The sequence below is a fragment of the Variovorax paradoxus genome (assembly GCF_024734665.1).
GTDB lineage: Bacteria > Pseudomonadota > Gammaproteobacteria > Burkholderiales > Burkholderiaceae_C > Variovorax.
This window is the reverse complement of sequence record NZ_CP102931.1, coordinates 1276399-1288233: the sequence shown is the minus strand read 5'-3', so window position 1 is coordinate 1288233 and position 11835 is coordinate 1276399. Positions and strand designations below refer to the sequence as shown.

Here is an 11835-nt window from a genome sequence, read left to right as displayed (position 1 = left end):
TCTGATGGACCGGGCACCGTTTCTTTTGTCGCCGCTCGATGCGGCGGGGTGCTCCGGAAAGGGCGCGATTCTTGGACCCCACTCGCCGGTGCACTTTTGGCATTCAGGACAAAAGCTTTGCCGTTAATGACATTTGTTTACGAATGCAACATAATGTGAACTAAATCACACAGCGTTTCGGCGACGCACTCCTACGCTCGACGTCCATGTCTTACTGGTCGACCACGCCACCCCGGCGCGCGCACATCCTCGTCATCGACGACAACGTCGAAGAACTGCAGTTGCTGCTGGGAGTACTGCGCGAAGCCGGGCACCGCATCAGCCTGGCGTTCAACGCGCTGGAGGGCTACCGCAGGGCCACGGCGCTGCAGCCCGACCTGATACTGCTGGACGTGCGCATGGGCGCCACCGACGGCTTCGCGACCTGCCGGCTGCTGAAGGCCGACCGCGCGACGACACGCATCCCGGTGATCTTCGTGACCTCGTCGAGCTCGGTGCAAGAGCGGCTCACCGGCCTGCGCGAAGGCGCGGTCGACTACATCCTGAAGCCCTTCGAGCCTGCGGAAGTGCTGGCGCGCGTGGCCGTACACCTTGCGCTGTCAAGCAGCCGGCAGCAGGCGCAGGCCTGCATCGCGCAGGCCGAAAGCGCAGTGGAAAACGCGAAACGGGAACGCGGCGCCAGCACCACCCCGGGCGCCGACCACACCGACCGCGTGCTCGCGCAGGCCGTCGAGCGCCTGGTGCGCGCCGACCTGGCGAACGTGCCCACCCTGCCCGAGTTGGCGGCGCGCGTGGGCACGCACGAAAAGCGGTTGTCGCGCGTGTTCCGCGAACAGACGGGCCGCACGGTGTTCGAGTTCGCACGCGAGGCGCGCCTCGCCGAGGCGCAGCGACTGCTCGCGGAGTCGGCGCTCAGCGTGGAAGAAGTCGCGCTGGCCGTGGGCTTCTCCAGCGCGGCCAACTTCTCGACCGCGTTCCGCGAGCGCTTCGGCCGCACGCCCACGGCGTTTCGCCAGGCGCCTGCCGCCTCGACCTCTCCGCCATCGGTGCCGTCGGCCTGATGCGGCGTTGAGAAGGCGGTGACCACCCCGGCCCTGCGCGGCATCCGCACGTTGCTGCTGTGCTGCGCCTTCTGGCTGGCGGGGTCGTCCGCGGCGCATGCAGGCGTGCTTCACGTCGACGACGCGACCCGCTGGCCGGTGGCGCTCGACACGCGCGCCGAGGTGTTCGAGGACACCAGCACGCGGCTGTCGCTCGACGAAATCGATGCCCTGGAAAGCGGCGTGCCCGGCGGCTTCCAGCCCGGCAACGCAGCGCGCATGCGGCCGGGCTTTTCGCGTTCGGCCTTCTGGCTGCGGCTCACGCTGGTGAATGAGACAGGTGCGATACAGCCGCTTCGGCTGGTGCTCGATGCCACGTGGCTGCAGCACGTTGATTTCCACGCACGCCGCGAGCTGGCAGGCTGGGCCACGTGGACACATGAACGGGCCGGCGTGTCGGTGCGGTCACGCACCGGACGGGACCGCGAGCGCGTACCGACGCTGGCCCTCGACCTGCAGCCCGGCGAACAGGCCCGCGTGCTGGTGCGGGTTCAGACGAACAGCAGCGTCAAGCTCGCGCCGGCGCTGTACTCGGCCGACGCCTGGCGCGAAGCAGAAAGCGGCCATGCACTGCTCGACGGCCTGCTGATCGGCGGGCTGCTGGTGCTCTCCGTGTATTCGCTGGCGCTGTGGTTCATTTCGCGCGACCTGGCAACGGCGCTGCAGAGCCTGGGCTTCGCGCTCGTGGCGCTCTACGAGGGCGCCTACCGCGGCCACGCACGGCTCGCGCTGTGGCCCGACAGCATCGAATGGAGCTACCGCGCGGCCGGCGTCACCGCGGGCTGCTGCGTGCTCTCGCTGATGTTCTACCTGTACGCGGTGTCGCGGCGCAGCCCGGTGCGCGCGCCCGGACTGTCGTTGTTCGTGGTGCTCGCGGCAGGGCAATGCGTCGTGGTGCTGGGCACGCTGCTGGGGCCGTACGCGCCCTTCGCGCTGGCCGGCACGCTGAGCGCGCCGGTGGTGGTTCTCGCGTTGACAGTTGCCACCTTCATCTACATGCGGCGCGCGGGACCGGGCGGGCGGCTGGCCTTCCCGGTGATGAGCATCGTCACCGTCGGCGTGTGCCTGCGGCTCACCGAACTCGCGATGCCGGCGCACGTGATTCCCGGCTTCGACGCCTATGCGCTGGGCTTCCCGGGCATGCTGGTCGGCCTGGTGGCGCTGGCGGCATGGGCGCACCACCTGTCGCGGCAGCAGCGCGTCGCGCAGCGCACGCTGGTGCACTGGCAGGCCGAGGAACAGCAGCGGCTGCAGGAAGAAGTGAAGCGCAAGACGCACGCGCTGAACGCGGCGCTGGAGCAGGCCGAACACCAGGCACGCGAGCAGACGCAGTTGCTGGCCTACATCAGCCACGACCTGCGCGCGCCGCTGTCGACCATCATCGGCAACGCGCGCCTGCTGCATGGCGACAGCTCGCCGCCGCCCGAGCGGCTGCAGGCCATCGAGCGCAGCGTGGCCTACCAGCTCGCGCTGATCGACGACCTGCTCGACTACGCGAAGAGCGAGCTGCTGCCCTTCGCCTTCGAGCCCCGGCCGGTGCACCTGCGAGCGCTGATCGACGACGTTGCGCAGTACGCCGACACGCTCGCGCAGCGGCAGCACAACCGGTTCGAGCTGGAGGTGCTGGGCGCGCTGCCGGTCGCGGTGTATCTCGACAGCAAGCGCTTCCAGCAGTTGCTGCTGAACCTGCTGTCGAACGCCGCGAAGTTCACGCGCGACGGCAAGATCGGCCTGCGCGTGCAGGCGCGGCCGCGCGCGGACTCGTGGCGGCTCAGGTTCGACGTGTGGGACAGCGGCATCGGCATCGACAAGGAAGAGCAGGCGCGCATCGTCCAGGCCATCGCGCAGGGCGCGCCCAGCGCCAACGGCCACGGACTCGGGCTGGCGATCGCGCGGCGCATCGTGCAGCACATGGGCGGGCGCCTGCTGCTGGAGAGCCACCGCAACCTGGGAACGCGTGTGCACTTCTCGGTGATCGTGAAGGACGCACCGAAAGAGTTGCTGCCCCTGGCCACCAAGTCACAGCAGCCGCAGCAGCCGCAGCAGCCGCGCCATGCACCGCCCGTGCCCGCACCGGGCCACAGGGTGAGACGTCCACCGGTGCCCGCGATCGCACCGCTTCCCGCACCGGTGCGCGACGAACTCGAAATGCTCGCGCGCGACGGCCGTTGGAGCGACCTGCACGAATGGGCCGACCGGCTCGCAGCCGACGCGCGCCACGGGGCGCTGGTCGACGCGGTGCGGCATGCGCTGGACATGCTGGACTTCGAACACATCCGCCTGCTGGCGCGCGCAACGCCTAACGCGAGCCAATAACGCTGCGGGCGTCTGCGGAAAACCCGTCAGGCCGCAACAGCCTCCGCGCCCACATCCGCAAAGTCGATCAGCACCTTCATCGCCTTCTGCCTGTCGCTCGCCAGTTCGAAGGCCTGCCGCGCCTGCAGCATCGGGAAGGTGTGCGTCACCACGGGCGACAGGTCCACGCGCCCTTCGTTGATGAGCCGCACCGCGAGCGCGAACTCCGCATGAAAGCGGAACGAGCCGCAGATGCTGAGCTCTTTCGCCACCACCATGTTCTGCGGAATGCTCACGTCGCCGCCCAGGCCTAGCTGCACGACCACACCGCGCGGGCGCATCACTTCGAGGCCGTCGCGCAGCGCGCGCTCGTTGCCGGAGCATTCGAGCATCACGTCGAAAGTGCCCTTGTCGGCCGAGTAGCGCGACACCCAGGTCTTGTCCTGCGCGACGTTGATGACGTTGTCGGCGCCCATGGCACGCGCGATGGCCAGCGGCTCGTCGACCACGTCGGTGGCGGTGATCTCGGCCGCGCCATGCGCGCGCGCCGCCGCGATGGCCAGCACGCCGATGGGTCCGCAGCCCGACACCAGCACGCGCTTGCCCAGCAGCGGACCGGCGCGCGACACGCCGTGCAGCCCCACCGAGAACGGCTCGGCCAGCGCGGCCAGGCGCAGCGGCACATGCTCGGCCACCTTCACGCACTGCGTGGCCTCGCACAGCAGCATGTTGCGGAACGCGCCCTGCACGTGCGGCGTGCGCATGGCGCTGCCGTAGAAGCGCATGTCGAGGCACTGGTTGGGCAGGCCCTCGAGGCAGAACTTGCAGGCGCCGCAGGGGCGGCTCGGGTTGATGGCCACCTTGTCGCCGATGCGCACGCTCTCCACGCCGGGCGCCACCGCCACCACGGTGCCGGCCACTTCATGGCCCAGCACCATCGGCTCCTTGATGCGCACGGTGCCGAAGCCGCCGTTGTGAAAGTAATGCAGGTCGGAGCCGCAGATGCCGCCCATGCCGACCTTCACCAGCACCTGGCCGGGACCGATCTCGCCGGCGTCCTGTTCGTCCAGACGCAGGTCGTCGGGGGCGTGGATCACGAGGCACATACAACGCAAACGCATGATTCTTTCCTTCGGCCAGTCAGGGCACGGGGGTAATGAGAGGCTGGCCCGCGAAGTGGGCCTCGAGGTTGCGGCGCACCAGTTCGCCCATGGCGCGGCGCGTCTGTTCGGTGCCGCTGCCATGGTGCGGGGTCAGCACCACGTTGTCGAGCGCGGCAAAGCGCGGGTCGATGCGCGGCTCGTTGAGGAACACGTCGAGCGCCGCGCCGGCAATGCCGCGCGCCTCCAGCGCCTGCAGCAGCGCGCCTTCGTCGACGGTGGTGCCGCGCGACACATTCACGAGCCAGCCCCTGGGGCCCAGCGCCTGCAGCACCTCGGCATTGACGATGCCGCGGGTGGCTTCGCCGCCGGGCAGGATGACGATGAGCACGTCGCACCAGTCGGCCATGGCGCTCAGGCTGGCGAAGTGGCGGTGCGGGCTGTCGGCCTTCGGCGTGCGGCTGAAGTAACCCAGCTCCACGTCGAAGCCCGAGAGCCGCCGCGCGATGGTGCTGCCGATGCGGCCGAAGCCCGCGATGCCGATGCGCTGGCCGAAGACGCGGGTGGTCAACGGCATGCCGCCATCGGCCCACGCGCCGCTGCGCACGAAAGCATCGCCCGCCGGAATGCGCCGCTGCACCGCCAGCGTGAGCCCCACGGCGAGGTCGGCCACGTCGCCGTTGAGCACGTCGGGTGTGTTGGTCACGCGGATGCCGCGCGCGCGGCAGGCGGCAAGGTCGATGCCGTCGGTGCCCACGCCGTAGCAGGCGATCAGCTCCAGCGCAGGCAGCGCGGCGATCAGTTCGGCGTTGGCACCCAGCTCGCCGCGCGTTGCGACCGCGCGGATGTTCGGCGCGTGCCCGGCAATGAAGGCCTGCCGGTCCGGCGCTTCCCAGAGGCGATGCAGCGTGTAGGCCGCCCGCATCGGCGCCATGTCCCATTCCGGGTAGGTGCCTGGCATCAGCACGTGCGGGGATGTAGCGGTAGCGGTCAAGCGGGTGTCTCCTCGGATAGCGGTTGCGACTCAATAAGATACCGGTAACTTTAATTGATGAAAGAAAATAATGCCAGCGGAGGTTTTACCGGTTGACGATCTCAAAAGATACCGGTAACTTATGTCGTCAGCCATGTACTCGGAGCCTCCTTTGAAACTCTTCGATCTTTCCGGGCGCACCGCCCTCGTCACCGGCTCCAGCAAGGGCATCGGCTTTGCGCTGGCGGCTGCGCTCGGCAACGCCGGCGCGCGCGTGGTGCTCAATGCACGCGATGCCGCATCGCTCACCACCGCCCGCGACGCCCTGCGCGCCAAGGGCATCGCGGCCGAGGCCATGGCCTTCGACGTGACCGACGCCGCAGCGGTGGAAGCCGGCGTGGCCGCCATCGAAGCCGACATCGGCGCCATCGACATCCTCGTGAACAACGCCGGCATGCAGCACCGCGGCGCGTTCGCCGAATTCCCTATCGACGCGTGGCACAAGATCACCACCACCAACATCGACAGCGTGTTCCTGGTCGGCCGCTTCGTCGCGCAACGCATGATCGAGCGCAAGCGCGGCAAGATCATCAACGTGTGCTCGGTGCAAAGCGAGCTGGGCCGCCCGGGCATCGCACCCTACGCCGCCACCAAGGGCGCGGTGAAGATGCTCACCAAGGGCATGGCGATCGACCTCGGCAAGTACGGCATCCAGGTCAACGGCCTCGGGCCGGGCTACTTCAAGACCGAACTCACTCAGGCGCTGGTGGCCGACGAAGCCTTCACGGCGTGGCTCTCGGGCCGCACGCCCGCCGGCCGCTGGGGCGACGTGGAAGAGTTGGGCGGCGCGGCCATCTTCCTGGCCTCGGATGCGTCGAGCTTCGTCAACGGCCACATCCTGTATGTGGATGGCGGCATCACCTCGAGCCTGTAGCACCGTGCAGCATCCAGAGCAGCCGCAGCGCCTGAGCGTGGTGGTGATGGGCGTGTCGGGCACCGGCAAGAGCAGCGTGGCCGCCGGGTTGGCGCAGACGCTGGGCGTGCCGTGGGTCGATGCCGATGACCTGCACGTGCCCGAGGCCGTGGCGCGCATGCGCGCCGGCCTGCCGCTCTCCGACGAAGACCGCTGGCCCTGGCTCGACCGCGTCGGTGCAAGCCTTGCCGACTGCACGGCCGCGCCCCGTGGCGTGGTGGTGGCCTGCTCCGCCCTGCGGCGCGCCTACCGCGACCGGCTACGCGCCGCGTCACCCGAGCTGCAGTTCGTGTTTCTCGACGGGTCGCCCGCGCTCGTGCGGCAGCGAATGGAACAACGCACCGGGCACTACATGCCGCCGGCGCTGCTCGACAGCCAGCTGAAGACGCTGGAGAGGCCCGACGCGAGCGAACCCGACGTGCTGCACGCCGACATCGCCGTGCCCGTGCAGCAGATCGTGGCCGGCGTCGGCGCACGGCTCGTTCAACGCTCGAAGGATGCTTCCATGAAAGTCTCTGCATGACAGCAGCATCCAGCCAGCGCGTGGCCGTGATCGGCGTGGGCATCATGGGCTCGGCCATCGCGCGCCGGCTGCTCGAATGCGGCCACCGGGTGAACGTGTTCGACCTCGATGCGGCCAAGGTGGCCGCGCTGGTAGCGCAAGGCGCACAAGCGGCCGACACCGCGCAAGCGGCAGCGGCGGCCAGCGACTTCGTCATCACCAGCCTCAACTCTGCGGCGGTGGTGGAGCGCGCAATCTTCGGCGAGGCCGGCATTGCCGCCGCCGCACCTGCCGATGCGAAGCGGCTGCTGATCGACATGTCATCCATCGACCCGCCTTCCACGCGCCGGCTCGCACAGTCGCTGCGCGAGCGCACGGGCATGGGCTTCGTCGATGCGCCGCTGTCCGGCGGCGCGCCCAAGGCCCTGCTCGGGCAACTCACGGTGATGGCAGGCGGCAGCGCCGACGACGTGCAGCGCGCACGCGCCGTGATGGACAGCCTGTGCGCCAACTACACCCACATGGGCGACAGCGGCGCGGGCCAGACCACCAAGCTCGTCAACCAGTTGCTCTGCGCCATCGGCTTCCAGGCCGTGGCCGAGGCGGTGCGGCTGGCCGAAGCCGGTGGCGTCGATGCATCGAAGCTGTCCGCCGCACTGGCCGGCGGCCGCGCCGACAGCCAGATCCTGCGCGAGTTCGGCCCCAAGATGGCCGCGCGCGACTACACGCCCACCGGCCGCATCGACAACATGCTCAAGGACCTCGAAGCGGTGCAGGCCTTCTCGCAAGGCCAGCGCCTGCCGATGCCGCTGGCGGGCGCCGTCTCGGAGCTGCACCGAGCCTTCGTCGCGGCCGGGCTCGGCGCCGAAGACACGGCGGCCATGATGCGGCAGTTCGACGGCTACGGGCGCGGCTGAAGCGCCTCCCGCCACACACGGCTTTCACCCAGGAAAGAAGAGACACCATGTTCATCCGCTGCGCGTTTTTCAGGGGCCGGGTCAAGGCCGGCATGGAAGAAGCCTTCGACCGCCACATGCACGAAAAACTCGTGCCGCTGTGGACCCGTTTCCCCGGCGCGCTCGAAGTGCGCGTGCTGCGCCAGCTCGAAAGCGATGTGAGCGACCCCGAACTGGCGATGGTGCTGTCGATCCGCTATGCGAGTCGCGAGGACATCGCCCGCGCACTCGACTCACCCGTTCGCCATGAAAGCCGCGAGGTCTCGAAGAAGCTGTTCGAGATGTTCGACGGCACGGTCTTCCACACGGTGTTCAGCGCCGAGGAGTTCGCGCTGCCGGCCGCCTGAGCGGCGTCTTTCTTGCCGTCTTCTTCGACAGCGCCTTGCCATCGAGGTCCGCCAGCTCCCACACGCCACCGGCCGCCGACACCAGCGCATGCGCGCTGTTGATCAGCCCGATGTGCGAAAACGCCTGCGGAAAATTGCCGAGCTGCCGCTGCGCCACCGGGTCGTATTCCTCCGCGAACAGGCCCAGGTCGTTGCCCAGCGCCAGCAGGCGCTTGAACAGCGCCCGCGCCTTGCGCAGCTTGCCCATGGCCACGTACACGTTCGACAGCCAGAAGCTGCACGCGAGAAACGCGCCCTCCCCGCCTTCGAGGCCGTCCACGCCTTTCTCGGTGCGATAGCGGTACACCAGCCCGTTGAAGATCAGTTCCTTCTCGATGCGCGCGATGGTGCCCTGCACCCGCGCGTCATGAATCGACAGAAAGCCGATCAGCGGCATCCACAGCAGCGCCGCATCCACCGTGTCGGCGCCGTAGTACTGCACGAATGAATTGCTCGCGGCGTCGTAGCCGCGGGCGCAGACCTCGGCGTGGATCTCGTCGCGCACCTCGCGCCAGCGCTCGACGGGGCCTTCGAGCCCGTACTCCGTGGCGCTCGCGATCATCCGGTCGAAGGCCAGCCAGCACATGATCTTGGAATGCACGAAGTGGCGCGGCTCGCCGCGCACTTCCCACAGGCTGCAGTCGGGCTCCTTCCACAGCGTCATCAGCTGCTTTGCGATTGCGCGCTCCAGCGGCCACACCTTTTCCATGTCCGCGAGCCCGGCCTTGCGCGCCGCATGAAAGGCCGCGATGACCGAGCCGTACACATCGAGCTGCCGCTGCCCGTGCGCACCGTTGCCGATGCGCACCGGGCGGCTGTCTTCGTAGCCCGGCAGCCAGCCGAGTTCGAGTTCAGTGAGCGAGCGTTCGCCGTGCAGGCCGTACATCACCTGCAGCTCTTCGGGCGAGCCCCCCACCGCGCGCATCAGCCACCAGCGCCAGGCGCTGGCTTCTTCTACATAGCCCGAACCGATCAGCGCGTAGAGCGTGAGCGCCGCATCGCGCAGCCAGCAGAAGCGGTAGTCCCAGTTGCGCTCGCCGCCCGGCAGTTCGGGCAGCGAGGTGCTCGGCGCGGCGACGATGCCGCCGGTGGGCTCGTAGGTGAGCGCCTTGAGCGTGAGCAGCGAGCGCATCACCGGCTCGCGAAACTCGCCGTCGTAGCCGCAGCGGCCGGTCCACGCGCTCCATTCGGCGACGGTGCGCGCCAGCAGCGCACTGGCGTCGCGCGTCACCGGCGGCTTCAGGTGCGAGGGAAACCAGTCGAGGCTGAACGCGATGGCCTGCCCCGCGGACACGGTGAAGTCGGCAAAGCTCGCGAAGTTCTCGTTGGTCAGCGGCACGCCAGAACTGATGCGCACCGAGTCCGGCCCGGCCGTGGCAAACACCGCGCCGTCGCGCCGCTCCATCCAGGGGCACCACTCGCCGTAATTGAAGCGGATACGGAACTCGGTGTGCATGGCGACCATGCCGCGCACGCCCTGCACGATGCGCACGACCTCGTGCGTGCCGTCGAGCGCGGGTCGGGGCATGAAGTCGGTGACGATGGCCGTCCCCTTGGCCGTGCGAATCGTGGTTTCGAGCACAACGGTGCCGGGCAGGTAGCGACGCGTGACGCGCGCCTTGCGGTCTTTGGCACGCATCGTCCAATGCCCGTTGCGCTCGTCGCCGAGCAGGCTGGCGAACATCGCGGCCGAATCGAAGCGCGGCAGGCACAGCCACTCGATATCGCCACCGCAATGCACCAGGGCCGCGCTGTGGGTCGAGCCGATGAGCGCGTAGTCGCCAATGGGGCGGTTCGGACGGTCGGCGTGGAGCCGTGAGGAGGGTTGCTTGGGAGTCTTTGGCAAGAGGCCGAGCTTTGCCGTGCGCGCGGGCGTGGCACGCCAGCGGCGGGCGCGGATTGCTGACGGACAACGCCTAATGGCGCATGACAAATAAGGCACCCATCTACTTGTTCCTGGGGATGGCCTTCGCACCGTCGCGCTCCTACCATCAGCCGCGCACGAAATGACAAGAGGCTCGTGAAGATGAAACGGCACAGGTCGCCGCTTGGGCCCCATGGTGCAGCGCTCTACTTTGCCCCTCCCATTCCAACGCAAATAGACATCACACGTGAACGGACACAACCAACTCTTCCGAGCCGATCCCGTTGCGTACGCGCAGCTTCGCGCGATCAACGGCGTTTCGTGGTTCATGCAGAACGCGCAGGCGCAGCAGAATCCCGCTTTCGTCATGCAGGTCCTGGTACTCAACACGGCCAAGATGGGCTCGTTCGATCTGCAGGGCACCGCGCAAGCCCTGCAGGTCACCTTGAGGCCGGTGGGAAATGTCCTCCATCAGGATCAGCCGAACTCGGCGTATTGGTGTCCTTTCATCCAGGGCAATGTGATGCCCGGATTCGTCGACGTACCTCGACACAACCCGCAGCACAGGTTCGTCTTCACCGCCGCCATGAATGGCTGCGCCCTGATGGTGACGAACTCGCCGCTCGGTGCGCATCTGATCAGGGTGTATCACCACCAGCACCCCGGGCAAGCCAACATCAATCAGATGATCCAGGCGCAAGGGCAGGAAGTGATCTCGTACATCGGCTTCGACGACTACGGTCACGCCAACCAGCATATTCCGCTGCCGAACGCCTTCAACTTCCTGTACTACAGGAACGGCGCCTGGAAGTACGTTCTGCAACCGCAACTGTTCGATCCACTCACGAACAATGTGACGCTCAACGGCCTCATCCCCTCGCAGGTGCTCGATGCGACTTTCTGATTCAGGCGGCAGCCCCGGCCCCGGAGCCCGCTAGAGCACGTCCTTCAGCTTCGCCCGCAGCCTGCTGATCGCCTGGCTGTGCAGCTGGCACACCCGCGACTGGCTCACCTCCAGGATCGCGCCGATCTCGCGCAGGTTCAGCTCTTCCTCGTAGTAGAGGTTCAGCAGCAGCTGGTCGCGCTCCGGCAGCGCACCGATGGCGTCCACCAGCTGGTGCCGGAAGCCGCTTTCCAGCAGCTGCTCCAGCGGATCGTCGCTGCCGCGCCGGTCCTTGCGCGCGTCCTGCGAATGGCTGTCGAGAAACGGGCTGTCCGAGTCGTCTTTGGAGAAATCTTCGACATACACCAGCTGGCAGCCCTGGATCTCCTGCAGCAACGACTGATACGCCTCCAGGTCCATCTTCAGCTCCTTGGCGATCTCCCCTTCGGTGGGAGAGCGCCCGAGCTTGTGGCCCAGCGCCTGGATCGCCTTCTCGACGCCGCGCGCCGACTGGCGCAGGCCGCGCGAGCCCCAGTCGCTGGCGCGCAGCTCGTCGAGCATGGCGCCGCGGATGCGCTGGCTGACGAAGGTCTCGAACTGCGCGCCGCGGTTGTCCTGGTAGCGGCTGGAGGCGTCCAGCAGGCCCAGCATGCCGGCCTGGATCAGGTCGTCCAGCTCCACGCTGGCCGGCAGCTTGGCCATCATCTGCAGCGCGATGCGGCGCACCAGCGGCTGGTGCTGTGCCAGCAGATGTGATTTTTCGATGGTTCCCTGTGCGGTGTACACGGCCGTCCTTCTTGGGT

The 11835-nt window shown here is 68.1% G+C and carries 11 protein-coding genes; 7 read left to right on the top strand and 4 right to left on the bottom strand.

Annotated elements, in window-relative coordinates; translation table 11 throughout:
* Positions 1-206: 206 nt before the first annotated feature.
* Together NWF24_RS06140 and NWF24_RS06135 are read left to right on the top strand one after the other, a co-directional pair.
* Positions 207-1061 (top strand): response regulator transcription factor, encoded by an 855-nt coding sequence (locus NWF24_RS06140; RefSeq protein ID WP_093077252.1) that lies wholly within the window; start codon positions 207-209, stop codon positions 1059-1061.
* An 18-nt stretch (positions 1062-1079) separates the two neighbouring features.
* Positions 1080-3416, top strand: a complete 2337-nt coding sequence (locus tag NWF24_RS06135; RefSeq protein WP_258353417.1) for a sensor histidine kinase — start codon at positions 1080-1082, stop codon at positions 3414-3416.
* Positions 3417-3442: 26 nt separating this feature from the next.
* On the opposite strand, the gene NWF24_RS06130 is transcribed toward NWF24_RS06135, so the two are convergent.
* On the bottom strand, positions 3443-4516 hold the full coding sequence (locus NWF24_RS06130; protein ID WP_093058588.1) for an L-idonate 5-dehydrogenase: 1074 nt from the start codon (positions 4514-4516) through the stop codon (positions 3443-3445).
* 19 nt (positions 4517-4535) lie between these two features.
* Positions 4536-5489: a 2-hydroxyacid dehydrogenase gene (locus tag NWF24_RS06125; protein WP_258353416.1), complete on the bottom strand. Its 954-nt coding sequence runs from the start codon at positions 5487-5489 to the stop codon at positions 4536-4538.
* A gap of 133 nt (positions 5490-5622) precedes the next feature.
* On the opposite strand from NWF24_RS06125, the gene NWF24_RS06120 reads away from it, so the two are divergent.
* The 4 genes from NWF24_RS06120 to NWF24_RS06105 are packed head-to-tail and all read left to right on the top strand — an operon-like array spanning position 5623 to position 8246.
* Complete coding sequence (locus tag NWF24_RS06120) at positions 5623-6402, top strand: SDR family oxidoreductase (protein WP_258355250.1); 780 nt, start codon at positions 5623-5625, stop codon at positions 6400-6402.
* Positions 6403-6406: 4 nt separating this feature from the next.
* On the top strand, positions 6407-6964 hold the full coding sequence (locus tag NWF24_RS06115) for a gluconokinase (RefSeq protein WP_258353415.1): 558 nt from the start codon (positions 6407-6409) through the stop codon (positions 6962-6964).
* Entirely contained in the window at positions 6961-7860 is a 900-nt protein-coding gene (locus tag NWF24_RS06110) for an NAD(P)-dependent oxidoreductase (RefSeq protein WP_258353414.1), read from the top strand. The genes NWF24_RS06115 and NWF24_RS06110 overlap by 4 nt, the downstream gene beginning before the upstream one ends.
* Before the next feature lie 47 nt (positions 7861-7907).
* On the top strand, positions 7908-8246 hold the full coding sequence (locus tag NWF24_RS06105; protein WP_258353413.1) for a hypothetical protein: 339 nt from the start codon (positions 7908-7910) through the stop codon (positions 8244-8246).
* Here the strand turns inward: NWF24_RS06105 and NWF24_RS06100 are convergent.
* Positions 8212-10131 (bottom strand): glycoside hydrolase family 15 protein, encoded by a 1920-nt coding sequence (locus NWF24_RS06100; RefSeq protein WP_258353412.1) that lies wholly within the window; start codon positions 10129-10131, stop codon positions 8212-8214. The two genes, NWF24_RS06105 and NWF24_RS06100, sit on opposite strands and share 35 nt — an antisense overlap.
* 265 nt (positions 10132-10396) lie before the next feature.
* On the opposite strand from NWF24_RS06100, the gene NWF24_RS06095 reads away from it, so the two are divergent.
* On the top strand, positions 10397-11053 hold the full coding sequence (locus tag NWF24_RS06095) for a hypothetical protein (RefSeq protein WP_258353411.1): 657 nt from the start codon (positions 10397-10399) through the stop codon (positions 11051-11053).
* Between the two features lie 30 nt (positions 11054-11083).
* Here the strand turns inward: NWF24_RS06095 and NWF24_RS06090 are convergent, their stop codons facing one another.
* The gene (locus NWF24_RS06090; protein ID WP_258353410.1) at positions 11084-11818 is read right to left on the bottom strand and encodes an RNA polymerase sigma factor FliA; all 735 of its coding nucleotides are present in this window, start codon (positions 11816-11818) and stop codon (positions 11084-11086) included.
* Positions 11819-11835 lie beyond the last annotated feature (17 nt).

What these genes read in the sequence shown, in the direction of transcription:
- NWF24_RS06130 (WP_093058588.1), bottom strand. Translation starts at nt 4,516, where the DNA reads ATGCGTTTGCGTTGTATGTGCCTCGTGATCCACGCCCCCGACGACCTG.
- NWF24_RS06120 (WP_258355250.1), top strand. Translation starts at nt 5,623, where the DNA reads ATGTACTCGGAGCCTCCTTTGAAACTCTTCGATCTTTCCGGGCGCACC.
- NWF24_RS06105 (WP_258353413.1), top strand. Translation starts at nt 7,908, where the DNA reads ATGTTCATCCGCTGCGCGTTTTTCAGGGGCCGGGTCAAGGCCGGCATG.
- NWF24_RS06110 (WP_258353414.1), top strand. Translation starts at nt 6,961, where the DNA reads ATGACAGCAGCATCCAGCCAGCGCGTGGCCGTGATCGGCGTGGGCATC.
- NWF24_RS06140 (WP_093077252.1), top strand. Translation starts at nt 207, where the DNA reads ATGTCTTACTGGTCGACCACGCCACCCCGGCGCGCGCACATCCTCGTC.